The organism is Mycobacterium sp. 852002-51152_SCH6134967 (assembly GCF_001667105.1).
GTDB lineage: Bacteria > Actinomycetota > Actinomycetes > Mycobacteriales > Mycobacteriaceae > Mycobacterium > Mycobacterium neumannii_A.
On the sequence record NZ_LZIK01000052.1, the window covers coordinates 13538 to 30356 of the forward strand.

A 16819-nucleotide genomic window follows, 5' to 3' on the forward strand; every position below is an offset into this window, starting at 1 on the left:
TTGAAAGGCTGTTCTTCTGATGATCCGTACCACCGTTGAAGCCCTCGGCGGCGCGCAAGCCGTCCCCAGCGAGCTGATCCCGGCCCGCGAACTTCACCAACACCTGATCAATCAGGTGACCACCAGCGGCGGCAACGTCGTCCTGGCCGACACCGCCGGCAAGCCCGCCGCCGTCGTCATGTCCATCCAGCACTACCAGCAGCTGCTCGACGAACTGAACACGCTGCGCCGCACCAACTCCGCGACCACCTGATGACGGGGGAGGGGCATCGCGTGCTGACCGATGACGACGTGCAGGCTCGACCGCCGCGCGCGCGAGGTGGGAGTCGAGATCGGCTGGGATCTGCAGTTCGTCGTCGCCCCCAACGCGGAGTACGTCGGGCTGGCGGCCGGCGGCGGCGCTGATCACGCTGAACGAACTGGGCCGTTCTTCCCAGCAGGGCGACACGCCCAGGTGCTTGCTTCCATTCTGGCGCAGCTACCTGCGAGTACAGTGAATGAGGTGCCGTTAGTGCGCCCAAAATCCGGTTAGCGCGCCGACGCGCGCCAACCAGTGAGACATCCTCTCCCTTGCGCTGCCTCGACAGGTAAGGTTGCCGCACAGATGCAGTAGCACGACTGTGCCCACATCCAGTCGCTACCGCGAAATCTTCTCCCGCCCCTGCTGGCGGTTCACTCCAAAGAACTGCGCACACAGCCAGTTCCGTAAGTTGTCCAGCCTCCAAATATAGTGCTGGACTGATCTTTTCATGGTTCGCCCATGAGAAGGCGCGCATATTTTGCGCGTCGAAGCCGGGTCTTTCCCGGCTTTTTTTGTGCCCGACCATCGGTCGGGCACTGTCTGTTGGTACACCTCGCAAGGAGGTCAATGTGGTCGTCTCGGACGCGTGGAATCTGGTTTGGATTCTGCTTGTACTGGTGATGGTCAACCGGGCGGTGTTCTGCCGGCGCGATGAGCCGATGGAACGCATCATCGCCTTCCTCAAGGGGCTGGCCGAGATAGTCGGCGCTGCCGCGGTCGCGCTTCGCGAGTGGCGGCGTTAGCCGTCTTTCTGATGAGTGCCTTTTCCGCCGGGAGAACCCTACCGATGCCGCCGTAACCGCCTGCGCACCGGACGGCGGCCGTCAGCGGCCCCGTACGCGCACAACCACACTGGCTTTCGCCTCGCAGTCGTCGAACCTCGATTCGACGCGCGAGGCTTTTTCATGCCCACTCGCTTTAGAAGTGATCAAATTTTGCCTTCTTTCGGTGTGCAGTGTGACGGTCGGTGCGGAGGCGTCGCCCCAGTCCGGGCAGGAAGCGGCCGACCTTGGCGGCGTAGCGGGTATAGGTTTCGCCGTGGGCACGGTGCAGGTGGGGCTCTTCAATCAGTCGTACTTGCGTCTGGATGCCGGTTAAGGCGATGCCCCAGCCGATGAGTGCGATGAGGTTGGGGACCATGAGCACCAGGCCGAGGAACGTGACTAGCACCGCGGTGAAGATGGGGTTGCGCACCCACCTGAACGGGCCGCTGGTGACAAGTGGGGTGCGTTCATTTTGGTCGACACCGATGCGCCAGGACGCGCCCATCGCCATTTGCGCACCGAAGGCGGCCAGGATGCCTAGGACCGCCAGGACCACGCCGAGCACGTGAATGGGAGGGTGCTGCAGCACGCTCACCGGCGCTAGCCCCAGCCAGTGCGCCAGCGGACCACCGACACCCACCATGAGATAGCCGACATCGGTGACGGTGAGCGCCGACCAGCCCAGCGAGCCGCGCGGTGACAGCGTGCGACGGTTGCCGCTGTCACCGGTGCGGTGGCGCTGGATGAGGGTGCGCAGCGCCCCGGCGAGCACCATCATGACCACGAACAGGGCCAGCGCGGCCGAGGCCATCATCGCCCACCGCCCGCAGCGAGTGGCTTGGCGGCGACCCCCAGCAGATAGTCGCCCTGGATGCGGGTCGCCGATCCGAGAATGACCAGATCATGCCGGCCCAACTCGTCGAGGAAGTCTTCGGCGGTGAACCGGTCCTCGGTGGGGTGGTCGAACAATCGCCGGTAGGTGGGGCGGTTGAGAGCGTGGGCGGTGACTTCTTCGAAGTAGAACCGTCCGCCGGGGGCGAGCACTCTGGCGGCTTCGGCGACCGCGGCGCGCCAGTCGGGGATGTGATGAACGATTCCGAAGTCGAACACCGCGTCGTAGCTGCCGTTATCGGCGTTGAGCGCCTCACGCAGATCGGTGGCGCTCCCGGTAGCCAGATGTACCTGGTCGCCGTAGGGGGTGAGACGGGTTCGTGCCCGCTCGATCATTGCCGGGTCTAGGTCGATCGCGTCGATCCGCGCGGCGCCGAAGCGCTGCAGCACCAGCTGCGAGCCGTAGCCTGACCCACAGCCGATTTCGAGGGCGCTGCTGCCCGGGGGGAGCCGACCCCCGAAGCGCAGCAGCACCGGTACCTCATAGAGGCGCTGCAGCCACCGCCGAGGCGGCGAGTTGATCAGAGCTGTTTCTGCCCGGTTCATCAACACCGCAGACTCCTTCCACTCAGTAGCGGTTGCCACAGGGTCCAAATGATCGGCCCTCGTCGGTGGCATCGACCTTTAACGATCTATGGCCGACGCTATCATCGTCTAGTGACGATGAATAGGTCTGGCGGTGATGCAGCTACCGGACCGCGTTGGGGCGGCGCGGCGCTGCTGCGGCCGGGGGTGCTGGCCTTCACCGGATCGATCGGCCCCACTGACGTCCATGCCCACCATGCCGTTCAGATCATCACCGCGACAACGGCGTTCACGGTGCTCGATGAACACGGCACGCGACACCGCAGCACCAAGGTGATCGTGCCCGCCGACGCGTCACACCAGATCGAGGTCGGCGCGCTGGAGGGCACGGTGGTGTTCCTGGAGCCGGAGTCCGCGCCCGGCCGGGCCGCACACTCCCGCGCCGTCCGCTCCGGCTGGACGGTCACCCCAGTTCTGAGTCCTACCCGTCGACGAGCGCTGGCCGCGATGGTCGACGAGCTGATCGCGCACCTGGCGCCCGTCACTGCCGACTACGGCACCGCGGCGCGGCATCGGGCCATCGAGGACGCGTTGCGGCTGCTGCCCGACCTGGTGGCGGCGGGCCCGGTCAGCGGCACGGAACTAGCTGCCCAGCTTGGTCTTTCGGCGAGTCGCTTGACCCATCTGTTCACCGAGCAGGTCGGCATCCCGCTACGGCGCTATGTGTTGTGGACGCGCTTACGCATCGCGATCACCCGCGTGCAGGCCGGTGATGACCTGACCGGCGCCGCGCATGGGGCGGGGTTCGCCGACAGCGCCCACCTGACCCGGACCACCCGTGAGATGTTCGGCCTACCCCCCTCGATGCTGAGCCGGCACGTGTCCTGGGACCTCGACGAGAGCAGTAGCTAGCCGAATCGTTCAAGCCTCACCACGGCGGTGGCCGCGACGATCAAGGGCATGAGTACGACCTCTTCGACCTCGACGGCGATCACTGCGGTTCAGGCGGTGGCCCGCTACGGCTATGTGCCGTTCATGCTGATCGGCCTCAACGGCGCGGGTATCGCCGTCGCCGCCGCCGGCGCCCCGAAGTACTGGCTGCTGGCCATTCTGGCGGTGGCGATCGCGACGGCGTTCTTGGTGGAGCGGATCATCCCCTATGACCCGCAGTGGAACCAGGACCGCGCCGACAGCACCCGCGACCGCATCCACGTCGCGGTCAACGAAACCCTCATCCTGGCCAGCGTCGCCGCCATCCCGCTGCTGGCCGCGATCGTCCCCGCGCCCCAGCTGTGGCCGCACAGCTGGCCGTTTGTCGCTCAGGTCCTCGCCGCGATCCTCGTCGCGGACTTCGGCATCACCGTGGTGCATCTGGCCAGCCACAAGATCGGGGTGCTGTGGCGCTTCCACGCCGTGCATCACAGCATCACCCGCTTCTACGGCCTCAACGGCCTGATGAAACACCCCCTGCACCAGACCGTGGAGATGGCCGCCGGGGTGGCACCCCTGATCCTGGTCGGGCTGCCCGTCAACGTGGCGTCCGCGCTGGCCCTGGCGGTGGCGATCCAGCTGTTGCTGCAGCACTCCAACGCCGACTATCGCATCGGACCCGCCAAGTACGTGCTGGCCCTCAACGAAGGCCACCGCTTCCATCACCTCAAATGGGCCGGCATCGGTGACGTTAACTTCGGGCTGTTCACCCTGGTGTGGGACCACCTCATGCGCACCTACTCCTATGACCCCACCCGTCGCTTCGACTCCACCCAACTCGGCATGGCCGCCAAACCCGACTACCCCAGCAGCTACCTGCGCCAGATGATCTACCCGTTCACCGCTGGCGGAGGCTGCACCCTCAAGCCCACGACCCCGGCCGGCGACGCGCCGAAGGCATCCCACCCCGCCTCGAAGTATCGCTGCTGACCGGCTATCATCGTCCTATGACGATGAATAAGGATGCCTGCCTGGCTGGCGGCACCTCGGGGACCTCTTTGAATCTTGATGCCGCGGTGGCGCTGTTTCACAGTCTCTCCGACTCGGCCCGGTTGGCGATCGTGCGCCGCCTGGCCGACGGGGAGGCCCGCGTGGTCGACCTGATCGGTGAGCTGGGCCTGGCGCAGTCCACCGTGTCGGCGCACGTGGCGTGCCTGCGGGACTGCGGCTTGGTCACCGGCCGCCCCGAGGGCCGGCAGGTGTTCTACTCGTTGACCCGCCCCGAGCTGCTCGACCTGCTTGCCTCGGCCGAGACATTGCTGGCCGCCACCGGCAACGCCGTCGCGCTGTGTCCCACCTACGGAACCCGCTCCGACACCGTCGCGGCGCCGGGGATGCAGGATGCTCGCCGATGAGTGATGCATGCGGCTGCGGCGGCGACGAACCCCGCGGCGCCGAGGAGCAGGACCGTGAGCCCGAGCGGCTCTGGCAGATCAAAGAGATACAGTTTGCCGGCATCTCGGGGGTGTTCCTGCTGGCAGCGGTGATCGCCGGGTTCCTCGACGCTGCTGAGCCGGTCGTCGTGGCGCTGGAAGCGGTGGCGCTGCTGGCCGGCGCCTACACCTTCGTGCCGTCCACTCTCAAGCGGCTGGCGAAGGGCAAGATCGGGGTCGGCACGCTGATGACCATGGCCGGGGTGGGGGCGGTGATCCTCGGCGAGGTGGGTGAGGCCGCGATGCTGGCCTTCCTGTTCTCCATCAGCGAGGGACTGGAGGAGTACTCGCTGGCCCGCACCCGCCGCGGCCTGCGTGCGCTGTTGTCACTGGTCCCCGACGAGGCGACCGTGCTGCGCGATGGCGCCGAAAAGACGGTCGCGCCTGCGGATTTGCGGATCGGTGACCGGATGCTGGTCAAGCCCGGTGAGCGTGTCGCGACCGACGGCATCGTCCGCCAGGGCCGCAGCGCGCTGGATGTCTCAGCCATCACCGGCGAGTCGGTTCCCGTGGAAGCCGGGCCCGGCGATGAGGTGTTCGCCGGGTCGATCAACGGCACCGGGGCACTCGAGGTGGAGGTCAGCACCACCGCCGAGGACAACTCGCTGGCCCGCATCGTGCGCATCGTGGAGGCCGAGCAGTCCCGCAAGGGCGCCTCCCAGCGCTTAGCCGACCGCATCGCCAAACCCCTGGTGCCCGGAATCATGATCGTCGCCGGGCTGATCGCGGTGATCGGCAGCCTGCTCGGGGACTCGGCCACCTGGATCGAACGTGCCCTGGTCGTGCTGGTCGCCGCCTCACCGTGCGCCCTGGCGATCTCGGTACCGGTCACCGTGGTGGCCGCCATCGGCGCCGCCAGCAAGCTCGGTGCGCTGGTCAAGGGCGGCGCCGCACTGGAAGGGCTGGGCAAGATCCGCGGCGTCGCACTGGACAAGACCGGCACGCTCACCGCGAACCGGCCCGCCGTCATCGACGTGGCCACCACCGCCGGTGCGACCCGCGAGCAGGTGCTCGATGTGGCGGCGGCCCTGGAAGCGCGCAGCGAGCACCCGCTGGCCGCGGCGATCCTCGCCGCAGCTGATGACGTCATTCCTGCCACCGACGTCGAGGCCGTCACCGGTGCCGGGCTCACCGGCCACCGCGACGGGCACACCCTTCGCCTGGGCCGGCCCGGCTGGCTAGACCCCGGCCCACTCGCCGGTGATGTCACCCGGATGCAGCAGGCCGGGGCCACCGCGGTCCTCGTCGAAGACAACGGCCAGGTGATCGGTGCCATCGCCGTGCGTGACGAGTTGCGTCCCGAGGCCGCCGAGGTGGTCGCGCGGTTGCGCCGCGACGGCTATCACGTCGCGATGCTCACCGGTGACAACCAGGCCACCGCCGCCGCGCTAGCCGCTGATGTCGGGATCGAGGCCGTGCACGCCGAGTTGCGTCCCGAAGACAAGGCGCGGCTGATCGAGCAGCTGCGGTTCCAGCGGCCCACGGCGATGGTCGGCGATGGCGTCAACGACGCTCCTGCGCTGGCCGCCGCCGACGTGGGGATCGCGATGGGCGCGATGGGCACCGACGTGGCCATCGAAACCGCCGACGTCGCGTTGATGGGCGAAGACCTGCGCCACCTGCCTCAAGCGTTCGGCCATGCCCGCCGGGCGCGGAGGATCATGCTGCAGAACGTCGCCCTGTCCCTGGGCCTGATCATCGCGCTGGTGCCGCTGGCGCTGTTCGGGGTGCTCGGGCTGGCCGCCGTGGTGCTGGTCCACGAACTCGCCGAGATCGTGGTGATCGCCAACGGTGTGCGGGCCGGGCGCACCACACCGCTGGCTGCCGCGCCGGTCGATCCGGCAGCCAGCCATACCCGCGCGGCGCCGGTGGGCGCGTCGTCGTGACCGCCGGCCACACCGGCGTTGTGGCTAGTCGGCGGCTAAGCACCACCGCAGACACGGGGGCAGGCGCATGATCCTGTCGTCTGTTCTGCCCGCAATGGGCCTGTTCATCGTCACCAACATCGACGACATCATCGTGCTCTCGTTGTTCTTCGCCCGCGGCGCGGGACAACGTGGGACAACGGCCCGGATCACCGCCGGGCAATACCTGGGATTTGCGGGGATCCTCGGCGCGGCTGTGCTGGTGACGCTGGGTGCCGGAGCGTTCCTTCCCCCTGAAGTCATCCCGTACTTCGGGCTCATCCCCCTGGCCCTGGGCCTGCGGGCGGCATGGGGAGCCTGGCGTGGCAACGACGATGACAATGATGATGACAAGGTCGCCGGCAAGAACGTCGGTGTCTTAACCGTCGCAGCAGTCACCTTCGCCAATGGCGGGGACAACATCGGGGTCTACGTTCCGGTCTTCTTGAGCGTGGGACCTGCAGCCGTGGTGGCCTACTGCGTCGTCTTCCTCGCTCTCGTCGCGGTCCTGGTCGTCGCCGCCCGATTCGTCGCCACCCGCCGGCCGATCGCCGAAGTCCTCGAACGCTGGGAACACGTCCTGTTCCCGGTCGTCCTGATCGCCCTGGGCATCTTCATCCTGGTCAGCGGCCTTGCCTTCGACAACTAGGCAGCCATGAACACCGGCGGTGTAATCGGCGACAGCGTGGTCGTCGAGAGGGGTTCTCGTGCCTAGCCTCAGGCGATCTGTCGCTGTCGTGGCAGCCCTGGTCGTCGCGGCCGCCTCGGTCACCGGCTGTACCACCGGCGAGGATGCCGTTGCCCAAGGCGGCACCTTCGACTTCGTCTCACCCGGCGGTCAGACCGCGATCTTCTATGACCCTCCCTCGACACGGGGCACGATCGGCAATCTGAGCGGACCCGATCTGTTCACCGACGAACCGATCCGGCTGTCGGATTTCACCGGAAAGGTCGTCCTCATCAATGTGTGGGGATCCTGGTGTGCGCCCTGCCGCACCGAAACTCCGGAGCTGGAAACGGTGTACGGCGAGTATCGCGACCGCGGCGTGCAGTTCCTCGGTATCGACGTCCGCGACAACCGGGACACCGCACGCGATTTCGTCACCGACCGCAACGTGCAGTATCCCTCCATCTTCGACCCCGCAATGCGCAGCCTCATCACCCTGGGACGCAGCTATCCGACCAGCGTGGTGCCCACCACGATGGTCCTCGACCGCCAGCACAGGGTCGCCGCGGTGTACCTCATGGCACTACTAGCCGAAGACCTACGGCCGCTACTGGACCGGCTGAGCACCGAGCGCTGACCCCTCACAAGACAGCAGCTGGCAGTGCCCGGTCGCCGTTTACCTGCTGGGTAGGGCTGCGCCGAGGTCGTCGGGGATGGGCATCGGTGTCATCAGCCCTGCCGTGACGCGGCCGGTGTTGCCGACGGGATACCGACCGGTCATCGACCCGGGCGCGGCGACAATGAGGCGCAACACCTGCCCGAGTGCTTCGCGGCGGTCGCGCTGGCGCACGGCCAACCCCAGCATGGCGGCGTGGTTGCACGTGTGCAGCCACGGATCTGGCTGCGACACGATGTGCGCCCGCTCCAGATGTCGCCACCGCACCAGCGCATCGTCGGCCTTCCTGGCCGCGTCCATCTCGCGGCGATACACCAGGCGGGCCTGCGCACTAATCCTTGGCATCACACTCGCTCCTGTCCTGCGGTCGGCAGTTCGGTCACCGACCGCCACCAATACCAGCCGCAATACCGTTACTTACCAACACATTTCAAACCCGTCGTGAAGTCGGCAACGCACTGCGGGAGCGCAAGCATCAGCCACGATTCGGACCATTCTCAGCCACCGCGGCCACGCCGGTCAGCACCGCGGCCGTCAACTGGCGCCCGCGCTCGGTCAGCCGATACATGACCAACTTCCCCTGGCGCCGCGAGGACACCAGTGACGCATTCTTGAGCTGGCGCAGATGGTGTGACACCAGACCTTGAGACAACCCGACCACCCAGGCCATGTCGCAGACACACAATTCCTCGCCCGTGGCCAACGCGGCCGCAATGGACAGTCGGGTGCCATCCCCCAAACCACGCGCGGCGGCCGCGGCGGCCTGCACGGTGGCGCTGTCGGGCACCGCAGCCCGGATCTCCTCCGCGTGGAGCAGGTCCAAACACAGAAGATCGCAGGTATCGAGCGGCTCCGACATATTCATATACTAAAGTACGTTGATATGAACATGAAAGGCCTCGGCTGGATCCTGGCCAACACCCGCGTGCTCCTCACGCTCTTCGTCATCGCGGTCGCAACCGTGGGGACCGTGGTGTTTCTCTCCGTTCGCGACGCGGGCTCAACTCCCGACGTCGCACTTGACGGGTCACCAGCCGGGCAGACGGTCCGGGAGAACAGTCACCGCCTCAACTCGGTACCCGACAGCGAGGTCTACTTCGTCGAGTTCCTCGACTTCGAATGCGAAGGCTGCCGCGCGCTCTATCCCGCTGTCGAGCAGCTCCGCGCCGAGTACGGCGACCGGGTGAACTTCGTGCTGCGTTACTTCCCGCTGCGCTCCCACTTCAACGCCGAACGCGCCGCACGCGCTGTGGAAGCCGCCGCCCAGCAAGGCCAACTCGAAGCCATGTACCGCAAAATGTATGAGACACAAGCCGAATGGGGTGAGCAACAGATCCCCGCCGATAACGTGTTTCGCGGCTTTGCCCAACAACTGGGCTTGGACATGGAGGCCTTCGACACCGCCTACAACGACCCCGCAACCCTAGAACGCATCCAACTCGACATCGCCGACGGCACCGCACTCGGAGTGCAAGGAACCCCCACCTTCTTCATCAACGACGAGCGGATCCAGCCGCGCAGCTACGACGACCTCACTACGGCACTCGACCAGGCCTTGGAGCGCAGTTAGGGCGACGCCTGTCTCGTTTCTAGAGAAACGAGACAGCCCTACGTGGCCAACGCTGTGGCTGCATCGCGCCAGGTCGCGGTGTCTCATTTCTTGTCTCACACGGCGTGTCTCAGATCCTCGATGTCGGAGGTCGATGAGACGGTGGTGGCGTGACAACGATCCTCGGGTACGCGCGGGTGAGCACCGCGGGCCAGGACCTCGATGGACAGCTGGCCGCACTTGCTGCCCAGGGCGTCGAATCTGGCCAGATCTTCACCGACAAGCTTTCCGGTGCGGTGAACACTGACCGGCCAGGCCTGGCGGCCCTGCTGCACTACGCCCGCGAGGGCGACACCGTGGTCGTCACCGCCATCGATCGTCTCGGGCGTTCCGTCGCCGAAGTTACTCGCACCATTGCCGAACTCGGTGAACGTCGAATCCTGTTGCGCGCCCTACGTGAAGGCATAGACACCGGCACACCAACAGGCCGCGCGGTGGCCGCCATCATGGCCACCCTGGCCGAGCTTGAACTCGAACTCGGCCGCGAGCGCCGCGCTGCTTCTCGCGACTCCAGGCGAGCGCGTCGCCTCCCGGCCACCAAGCCCGCCAAATTGACCCTTGAGCGACAGAAACAGCTCCGTCGTCTCGCCGAGACCGGAGAACCCGTCCACGAACTCGCCAAAGCGTTCGGCATCAGCCGAGCGACGGCATACCGGTACCTCGCCGCATCCGTGGAGCGTGTCTAAAACCGTAGTTTTGGGACTGATCTCGCGCGACGGAAACGGACCCTTCGGCCGGTACTTCTCTGGTGAGCACCAATCGCCGGAGCGGGCCTCAACTGTTTGCACCCGGCGCTGGCACTCTTCGGCCCGGCCTGTGTTTTGGGCTGTCTCGAACCAGAAGAAGAGGACACGCTTGCTGGCGTGGCCCCAGGGGCTCCCCGTCTAGGGGGTGCCCGGTCGACACCTCCGAAGGGAGCCACCGGTGAGCAACCAGACTGCCGCCGTCCTCATCGTCGCCATCGCCCTTGTCGGGTTCTACGTGTTAGTCGGATACATCGTCCACAAGACGGGCACGACTACCGGCATCGCCGAAATCGGCCGCGCCGTCGCCGACATCATCTCGGCACTCATGAACAGAAGGTCATGAACCGCTCTCTCACCAGCCGGGCCTACCGGTGCGTGCGTGCCGAGGCGTCGGTGGTGGTCGACCGACGCGTGATACAGGTTCAGAGTGCTTCTCGAACTGGTCGATCTGCGGCCCCGCCCCTGCGACAACCGATGGTGGGTGCCGCCGTTCGCCGAGAACGTCACTTACGAGCACCCCCACTGGTGGAACCGACAGCCCGGCGAGGACCCGTGGTTCGTCCAGGTGCTCGATCAAACAGGGATAGAGGTCGCCAGGGTCGAGTTCGACGACCCCGGCGGCATCAACCTGGAGTACGCGGATGTGCCGGAGCTCGGAGACGAGCGTCTGGAGATCCAGTTCATCGAGGTAGCCATCGGGGCCCGCGGGCACGGCGTGGGCAGGCGGGTGGTGCGGAACCTTATGGAACGGCACCCAGACCGCAGACTCTTCGCCTACAGCGAGGGCGCCGACCGCTTCTGGGCTTCGCTCGGCTGGAAGTCGTTCGAGCACCCAGCCGGCGGCTATCGGACGTTGTTCGTCCAGTCACCCGACGGTCTAAGAACTGCGCTGTAGGCCCGACCCGCGGCAACCTCACGTTCCGTCCGGGACACCGCCCCCGCAGCCTCCATTCTCTGTATGCTTGTATGACGTATTGTATACTTGCGTCATACAGAAAGGAGGTCGCGCATGGCCGTTATCAACATCCGTGTCGAGGATCGGATCCGCGACCAGCTCAAAGACCTGGCCGACGCCGAGGGGCTCACGCTGAGCGAGTACGTCCGCGACCGCCTCCTAGAGGTGCTCGTCCCCCCCGACTACCGGCCATCGGACGACTACGACGGTGAGCCGGCGCCGGAGACGATGCGAATCGCCGACCGCCAGGTGCTGTCGTTGCTGCACCGCATCCTGGCGCGTGTGCTGCCCGAAGATGCCGACGGCGAAGACGGAGACGAGGCGTACCAGCTCCAGCGCGCAGAGGTGATCGAGAAAGGCTTCACCGGGGAGTACTGGAGGACAGTGGCGGGGTTCCGGACCGAGTTGTCCAAGCTCGACTGCGATCGCGTCCTCGACATTCTCGACATGTTCCGCGTGATCACGTTCAGCATCGCGCGGCTGGCGAAGAAGGGAACGCCGGTCAGCGAAGACCTGGAGTACAAGTTGGAATTCCAGGGTTTCGACTATCAAGACAAGCTCGAAAGCCACATGGCCAGTTACGTCGAGTTCCTGATGAGCGACGATCGATGGACTGAACTGCGACCCCAGCTGGAGCGCAACGACGGTGGCAACTCCCACCACGGGACACTTGGTACCTACATGCGGATGCTCGCCGAGTACCGCCGCATCAAGGATTCTCGGGATCGAGGTTTCCACCGGGACGACTACCTGCTGTCCACCGAGGAGCTCGAACAGATCGCCGCGGCTCAAGTCCACCCCTCACACCGTGGGTAGCTCGGCTGGGCTGGCCGGCCGGAACCGTCCCGGCGTCGAAATGCAGTGTTTCCGTGGCCAGTAAAGGGTGGGTGCAGCAGGGCGGCGCAGCGGCGCTGCTGGGCGATGCGTACCGGCGTGCGCCTGGCGGCTACGTCGCGTTCCTCGATGAAAGCTTCGAGCTGGGAGCCAACCGGCGGACCTTCTACCTGATGTCGGCTGTAGTCGCCCATCGCGACCAATTGACGCCGCTGCGCAACGGCCTTCTTGACGTGGTGGGCGATCGTTACTGGCACACGACGGAAAGCCTTCTCACCAGCGACGGCCGCCAGCAGGCAGTAGAGGTGGCGGAGTATCTGGGCGACGAGAACGGCACCGAAGTGTGCATCGTCTCCTGTCGGATGCCGCTCGGTGATGACGGTGGGGACGCTGCGCGCCGTGCATGCTTCGGGCAGCTCGCCGCCAGCCTGTGCACCGGGACGCAGCCGTTAGCCGGCGAGGTTCACCTGATGGTGCTTGAGCAGCGGGAAACGCAACATGAGCGCAGTTTCGATGCCAAGATCGTCAAGGAGCTGCGGGCAGAGAAGGTGATCTGCCGTCAGTGCCAACTGAAGCAGGTTTCTCCGCGGGACGAAAAGCTGCTGTGGCTTCCGGATCTGGTGTCCTCGGCGGTCCGACGCAGCATCACGCATCAGGAGAAGGACCTACTGGAGCCGATCGAACACATCGTCAGGGTGCTGAACTGCCCCTAAATGCAGAGCAACCCCGGCGCGCCGTAGCCATCAACCGGGGTCAGACAGATCGTGGGGCATAGCCGCAGAATCCGTACCTTGCTCCTGTCCGAAGTATGCCACCCATGGTCCGCGGATGTCCAGGTTAGCGCTGTCACAACGCGCGAAACGGAGCCCCGAGCGGAAGACCTGATTGCTATATGTTGCCTATAGGCAACATGAGCTGGGCACATTCGGGATGCCGATGTAGCTGTGGTGGTGGCTCGATGTCACCATCCCCCGATACCGTCGAGTCATGACGACGTGGTACCGGCGGCGGCCACACCGCACGGGGCTGGCCGTCGCGGCGACAGCGCTGGCGCTCGCCGCTGGTGCAGCGGTGACCAGCGGCCTCGCTCTGGCCCGCACTGTCGAACCCGCGCAGCACACGGTCAACGTGGTGGCACCCCCGCCGGCGGCCACCCATGACCCCAGCGAAGTCAAGGCGGCGAAGTCCACTGCATGCGCTGCGTGGGAGCGGTCGGCACGATCAACAGCTTCAGCTAGTAAGGCGAGTGCCGAAGCCTTGGAACAGAGCTGGAGTAGCCCCGAAAGCGTTGAAGCGCTGGCCAACGAGAAGCGCACTGGCATGACTGCGGTCTCTTACCTTCGTACGCAGACAGATTCTGCCACACCAGCTGCGACAGCAATACCGCTGCACGACTGGATGACGGCCAACATCAACATGTTGCACGCGCTGAACATGCGGCACTGGGACGAGGCCGATCGCGAACAGAAACGCGGTAACGATCTGGTCGATGTCATCACGTCCGAGTGCGGGTTGCGCTAATGCCTGCAGTCAGAGGGTCCGGGGGGTCGTATGGGCGGCTGATTGTTACACCGGATATGGAGCCGCCTGATGCCGCGCACTGGGACGCCCAGGAGCAGACCTATCGAGCGGGCGCGACGGCGTGGGACGGTATCTACCAGAAGATCGTCACCGACAACGCACAGTTTCGCGATGCCGCCGATTCTCAGGGCTTCGATGAGGCTCACCGGGTGGGTGCGGTGTTGGCCGAGGAGGCCAAGACGATCGCCGAATGGCACGACAAGTGCGCCAACAAGTGCGCCGATATCGCCACCGTGTTGCGTGACATCCGTGCCGGTCAAGAGCAGCTGATCCGCGAGGCTGATCCTAAAATCGCCGCCGCGCAGCTGCCCGGCGAAGCCGAAGCGCTGGTCGCTCAGTACCACGGCATGGCCAGGTATCAGACCGAGGCGGGGGTCACGGCCGCGATGGCCGCGCACACGTCGTTCAAGAAAAGCAGTGAAAACGTAAGGGCTCTAGATCTTCTGACGAAAAGGGGTGATGTCCCCACCGCGCCTCCGGTGCAACCGGTGGACCACACGTCGCCCGGTATTGAACAGGACGAAAGTCCCTACCGCTACACCGAAAAGCCGAAAGCCGGGGCCGACGCACCCGAGCCTGTGGACGACGCCCCGACCGACCAAAAAGGCGCAGCCGTCACGCAGCCTGGGGTGACGCCAGGAACTGGCGCGGAGACGGGCCGCACTGCGGCGGGGGATGAAAGTGTCTCGGCGGCGGGGCCACCGGTAACTCAGGCGACGCCGGGGATGGCTCCTGCGCCTCGGTCGGCCGCGGTCTCGCCGCTCGGTGGTGGCGGTGCGCCGTCGATGGGTGGTCTGGGTAGTGGCGGCGGTGGATTGGGTTCCGGTGGTGGGCTTCCGAAGATGCCCGGCGCTCTGGGAAGTGGCGGTATGCCGGGGGCGGGCTCTAATCCTCTGGGTAGCGGCGTAGGCCAAATGCCCGGCGCCGGAAGCCGATTGCCGAATGCTGGCGGGGTTCCGGGATCGCCTTCGGGCGCGGGGGCCACGTCGCCTTTGTCTGCGTTCAATCATGGAGCGGCGGCGACGGCGGGCATTGGTGGCGGGATACCGCCCGCGCCGCCGCCGGCACCGGCGAGTCCGTCGCCGGCCCTGTCGGCCGGTGGTGGGCATGCGTCACCGGCCGCCCCTACCGCCGCGCCCACCGCGGCGGGTATGGGGACCGGCGGGGGTGCACCGATGATGCTGCCGCCCGGTTCAATGGGACCGCCAGCCGGGCCCGTTCCACCGCCTGCGGCGCCGACCGTGCCAGCGGGCACTGTCGGCTCGACGAACGCCCCGGCGGCGTCGGCCGCGCCGTCACCGGTTGCGGCGGCGAGCCCGACACTGATCCCGGCCAGCGTGGTGGCCGCGGGCCAGACAGCGGCCGCCCAGGAGCGCCGCGAGTCGGCCGACGCGGCAGCGGCCAAGGAGTTGGCGTGGAAGCTGCAGCACGCGGCTCAAGCGGTCGAGTATCCGATTGAGTGGGCGGTAGGAGTCTTCCGCTCACCCAGCGGCACGGATACCGTCATCACGTCCAACGACGGGGCGAGTTACATTCCGGCGGGTGTGTTCGTTCCCCGCTCCGTGCGGGTGCTGTCCACAGATCCTTTGGTGGACGACCATTTTCGGCAACTCTGGTTCGGGTGGGGGGACCCGGCACGTGTGCTGATCGAGTATGCGCAGCTGCGCGCTGAGACGGGATGGCGGCTGGTCGCGGCCGCGACGACAGGCGTGGTGAACGTGTTGCGGAATGCCGGGGCAGAACACCCGCCCTCGTGCACGCGCCAGACCAACCCATGGCGGCAAGAGGGCGTCGAGATCCCCGCTCCGGTCCTGGACGGCATGCACGAGCACCGCCTCGCGGTGCTGTGGCCTGACGTGTACCCACGGTTGCTGCGCATCATGGAGGCCGACCCGATCTTTCAAGACCGCATCGTCTCAGGGGTGAGCGCATCGTTGATGCACTCGGCGACCACTCAGGCTCAGGCGGTCGACGACGGCATCCCCGACCCGATTCGCCAAGTCTGGATGACCAGGGGCGCTGACCGCGAACCAACCGTCCAGCAGTGGGCGGACTACGACGCCGAAGCCAAGAGCTTCAACGCCACCACAGCGATCTATCGGCCGGCGTTCGTCAACGGCTGCACCGCCGATCCCGGCGACACCCTCCAGGAGCGGGCCCGGTACCGGGCGCACTGGCTCGTGGCGCGTACCGCCGAGCACATCGGCGGGTGGTCCCGGCGCCCGCTGCCGCTACCCGACATGTGTTACGCCGCCGCCGCGACCGGCGACGCCCCTCATCTGCGCGACGTGATCGTCAAGGCCCTTGTCAGCGTCGAAGAGGACCTCCAATACGAGGTCCCTGGATGACGACACCAGATGGTGCGGACGGCGCAGCTTGGAGAGTCGAGCTAGAGCGCCGGCACGGGATGCTGGCCCGGACAGCCCGTCGCTAACGCTGCGCTGACCCCTGCTTCTCCGTGAATGCAGAGACGCCACTAGCTACGCCATGCCTCCGAGTATGTGGCACCGAAGCTGTCGAAACCGAAGCTGCGTACCCTGCCTACAAACCTCCATGGGCACGGGCAGTTTCTAAAGTTCGCGGCGGCTGACGAGGATGTCGCGCGCCGTGCGTCGCTCGGCGTCAGCGACTTCGCTGTTGAATGTGCCAGCCAAACGCGCATACGCCACGTTAAGGAGATCGTCGTTAATCTCGCCGGGCTGGCCTGCGACCGCTCGGGATTGGTCGGGTGAACTTGACACCATGTCATCAACGATATGTCGCGTGCGTTCAACACCGCCGTACATCTCGTCGACTCTCGCGGCGGCCTAGTGGCCCCCGCCCCTCAAATCAGCCCTGTTCCGCACGCCTTGCATAACGTATCCCACATGGTGCGTCCAGCAAGCTGGATCAGGCTAGCGGGTGGAAGTCCCGTCCCGGTAGGTACCGGAACGCCGGGTAGCA

General features: G+C 66.2%; 21 protein-coding genes. 16 read left to right on the forward strand and 5 right to left on the reverse strand.

The window, feature by feature from the left end:
• The first annotated feature begins 19 nt into the window (after positions 1–19).
• On the forward strand, positions 20–253 hold the full coding sequence (locus A5790_RS15305) for a hypothetical protein (RefSeq protein WP_064412492.1): 234 nt from the start codon (positions 20–22) through the stop codon (positions 251–253).
• 617 nt (positions 254–870) lie between these two features.
• A complete protein-coding gene (locus A5790_RS26015) occupies positions 871–1044 on the forward strand; it encodes a hypothetical protein (RefSeq protein WP_014805583.1) in 174 nt (57 codons plus the stop codon).
• Positions 1045–1219: 175 nt separating this feature from the next.
• Here the strand turns inward: A5790_RS26015 and A5790_RS15310 are convergent, their stop codons facing one another.
• Both A5790_RS15310 and A5790_RS15315 read right to left on the reverse strand, forming a co-directional pair.
• The gene (locus A5790_RS15310; protein WP_082680670.1) at positions 1220–1876 is read right to left on the reverse strand and encodes an isoprenylcysteine carboxylmethyltransferase family protein; all 657 of its coding nucleotides are present in this window, start codon (positions 1874–1876) and stop codon (positions 1220–1222) included.
• The gene (locus A5790_RS15315; RefSeq protein ID WP_064412524.1) at positions 1876–2502 is read right to left on the reverse strand and encodes a trans-aconitate 2-methyltransferase; all 627 of its coding nucleotides are present in this window, start codon (positions 2500–2502) and stop codon (positions 1876–1878) included. Before A5790_RS15315 ends, A5790_RS15310 begins: the two co-directional genes overlap by 1 nt.
• Before the next feature lie 117 nt (positions 2503–2619).
• Here A5790_RS15315 and A5790_RS15320 point away from each other — a divergent pair, with 117 nt between their 5' ends.
• The 6 genes from A5790_RS15320 to A5790_RS15345 all read left to right on the forward strand — a co-directional run bounded on the left by A5790_RS15320 (position 2620) and on the right by A5790_RS15345 (position 8112).
• Entirely contained in the window at positions 2620–3393 is a 774-nt protein-coding gene (locus A5790_RS15320) for an AraC family transcriptional regulator (RefSeq protein WP_064412525.1), read from the forward strand.
• 48 nt (positions 3394–3441) lie between these two features.
• The gene (locus tag A5790_RS15325) at positions 3442–4401 is read left to right on the forward strand and encodes a sterol desaturase family protein (protein ID WP_064412526.1); all 960 of its coding nucleotides are present in this window, start codon (positions 3442–3444) and stop codon (positions 4399–4401) included.
• A 17-nt stretch (positions 4402–4418) separates the two neighbouring features.
• Positions 4419–4826, forward strand: a complete 408-nt coding sequence (locus A5790_RS15330; RefSeq protein WP_174523698.1) for a helix-turn-helix transcriptional regulator — start codon at positions 4419–4421, stop codon at positions 4824–4826.
• A complete protein-coding gene (locus A5790_RS15335; RefSeq protein WP_064412493.1) occupies positions 4823–6790 on the forward strand; it encodes a cation-translocating P-type ATPase in 1968 nt (655 codons plus the stop codon). Before A5790_RS15330 ends, A5790_RS15335 begins: the two co-directional genes overlap by 4 nt.
• A gap of 67 nt (positions 6791–6857) precedes the next feature.
• Complete coding sequence (locus A5790_RS15340) at positions 6858–7457, forward strand: cadmium resistance transporter (protein ID WP_064412494.1); 600 nt, start codon at positions 6858–6860, stop codon at positions 7455–7457.
• A 58-nt stretch (positions 7458–7515) separates the two neighbouring features.
• On the forward strand, positions 7516–8112 hold the full coding sequence (locus A5790_RS15345) for a TlpA disulfide reductase family protein (RefSeq protein ID WP_064412495.1): 597 nt from the start codon (positions 7516–7518) through the stop codon (positions 8110–8112).
• 39 nt (positions 8113–8151) lie between these two features.
• Here A5790_RS15345 and A5790_RS15350 read toward each other — a convergent pair whose 3' ends face one another.
• Positions 8152–8496 carry a DUF3703 domain-containing protein gene (locus A5790_RS15350; protein WP_064412496.1) on the reverse strand — a complete coding sequence of 115 codons (345 nt, stop codon included), beginning with the start codon at positions 8494–8496 and terminating at the stop codon, positions 8152–8154.
• Between the two features lie 130 nt (positions 8497–8626).
• On the reverse strand, positions 8627–9010 hold the full coding sequence (locus tag A5790_RS15355) for a metalloregulator ArsR/SmtB family transcription factor (protein WP_064412497.1): 384 nt from the start codon (positions 9008–9010) through the stop codon (positions 8627–8629).
• A gap of 24 nt (positions 9011–9034) precedes the next feature.
• Between A5790_RS15355 and A5790_RS15360 the strand changes: the two genes are divergently transcribed.
• From A5790_RS15360 to A5790_RS15395, 8 genes are all read left to right on the forward strand, one after another.
• On the forward strand, positions 9035–9721 hold the full coding sequence (locus A5790_RS15360) for a thioredoxin domain-containing protein (protein ID WP_064412498.1): 687 nt from the start codon (positions 9035–9037) through the stop codon (positions 9719–9721).
• 149 nt (positions 9722–9870) lie between these two features.
• Complete coding sequence (locus A5790_RS15365) at positions 9871–10446, forward strand: recombinase family protein (RefSeq protein WP_064412499.1); 576 nt, start codon at positions 9871–9873, stop codon at positions 10444–10446.
• Between the two features lie 238 nt (positions 10447–10684).
• The gene (locus A5790_RS26020) at positions 10685–10849 is read left to right on the forward strand and encodes a hypothetical protein (protein ID WP_165595653.1); all 165 of its coding nucleotides are present in this window, start codon (positions 10685–10687) and stop codon (positions 10847–10849) included.
• Between the two features lie 84 nt (positions 10850–10933).
• Positions 10934–11401 carry a GNAT family N-acetyltransferase gene (locus A5790_RS15375; protein ID WP_064412500.1) on the forward strand — a complete coding sequence of 156 codons (468 nt, stop codon included), beginning with the start codon at positions 10934–10936 and terminating at the stop codon, positions 11399–11401.
• Between the two features lie 114 nt (positions 11402–11515).
• Positions 11516–12277: a YfbU family protein gene (locus A5790_RS15380; RefSeq protein ID WP_064412501.1), complete on the forward strand. Its 762-nt coding sequence runs from the start codon at positions 11516–11518 to the stop codon at positions 12275–12277.
• A gap of 53 nt (positions 12278–12330) precedes the next feature.
• Positions 12331–13008, forward strand: a complete 678-nt coding sequence (locus A5790_RS15385; RefSeq protein ID WP_066845767.1) for a hypothetical protein — start codon at positions 12331–12333, stop codon at positions 13006–13008.
• Positions 13009–13282: 274 nt separating this feature from the next.
• Complete coding sequence (locus tag A5790_RS15390; protein WP_064412503.1) at positions 13283–13816, forward strand: hypothetical protein; 534 nt, start codon at positions 13283–13285, stop codon at positions 13814–13816.
• Positions 13816–16224, forward strand: a complete 2409-nt coding sequence (locus A5790_RS15395) for a hypothetical protein (protein ID WP_064412504.1) — start codon at positions 13816–13818, stop codon at positions 16222–16224. The genes A5790_RS15390 and A5790_RS15395 overlap by 1 nt, the downstream gene beginning before the upstream one ends.
• 222 nt (positions 16225–16446) lie before the next feature.
• Here A5790_RS15395 and A5790_RS15400 read toward each other — a convergent pair whose 3' ends face one another.
• Positions 16447–16662 (reverse strand): hypothetical protein, encoded by a 216-nt coding sequence (locus A5790_RS15400; RefSeq protein WP_059100272.1) that lies wholly within the window; start codon positions 16660–16662, stop codon positions 16447–16449.
• Between the last annotated feature and the right edge of the window lie 157 nt (positions 16663–16819).

Excerpts from the sequence above, each read along its gene's own strand:
- A5790_RS15325 (WP_064412526.1), top strand. The coding sequence starts at position 3,442 with ATGAGTACGACCTCTTCGACCTCGACGGCGATCACTGCGGTTCAGGCG.
- A5790_RS15355 (WP_064412497.1), bottom strand. The coding sequence starts at position 9,010 with ATGTCGGAGCCGCTCGATACCTGCGATCTTCTGTGTTTGGACCTGCTC.
- A5790_RS15360 (WP_064412498.1), top strand. The coding sequence starts at position 9,035 with ATGAACATGAAAGGCCTCGGCTGGATCCTGGCCAACACCCGCGTGCTC.
- A5790_RS15350 (WP_064412496.1), bottom strand. The coding sequence starts at position 8,496 with ATGCCAAGGATTAGTGCGCAGGCCCGCCTGGTGTATCGCCGCGAGATG.
- A5790_RS15335 (WP_064412493.1), top strand. The coding sequence starts at position 4,823 with ATGAGTGATGCATGCGGCTGCGGCGGCGACGAACCCCGCGGCGCCGAG.
- A5790_RS15310 (WP_082680670.1), bottom strand. The coding sequence starts at position 1,876 with ATGGCCTCGGCCGCGCTGGCCCTGTTCGTGGTCATGATGGTGCTCGCC.
- A5790_RS15380 (WP_064412501.1), top strand. The coding sequence starts at position 11,516 with ATGGCCGTTATCAACATCCGTGTCGAGGATCGGATCCGCGACCAGCTC.
- A5790_RS15320 (WP_064412525.1), top strand. The coding sequence starts at position 2,620 with ATGAATAGGTCTGGCGGTGATGCAGCTACCGGACCGCGTTGGGGCGGC.
- A5790_RS15330 (WP_174523698.1), top strand. The coding sequence starts at position 4,419 with ATGACGATGAATAAGGATGCCTGCCTGGCTGGCGGCACCTCGGGGACC.
- A5790_RS15400 (WP_059100272.1), bottom strand. The coding sequence starts at position 16,662 with ATGTACGGCGGTGTTGAACGCACGCGACATATCGTTGATGACATGGTG.
- A5790_RS15390 (WP_064412503.1), top strand. The coding sequence starts at position 13,283 with ATGACGACGTGGTACCGGCGGCGGCCACACCGCACGGGGCTGGCCGTC.
- A5790_RS15395 (WP_064412504.1), top strand. The coding sequence starts at position 13,816 with ATGCCTGCAGTCAGAGGGTCCGGGGGGTCGTATGGGCGGCTGATTGTT.
- A5790_RS15340 (WP_064412494.1), top strand. The coding sequence starts at position 6,858 with ATGATCCTGTCGTCTGTTCTGCCCGCAATGGGCCTGTTCATCGTCACC.
- A5790_RS15305 (WP_064412492.1), top strand. The coding sequence starts at position 20 with ATGATCCGTACCACCGTTGAAGCCCTCGGCGGCGCGCAAGCCGTCCCC.
- A5790_RS15315 (WP_064412524.1), bottom strand. The coding sequence starts at position 2,502 with ATGAACCGGGCAGAAACAGCTCTGATCAACTCGCCGCCTCGGCGGTGG.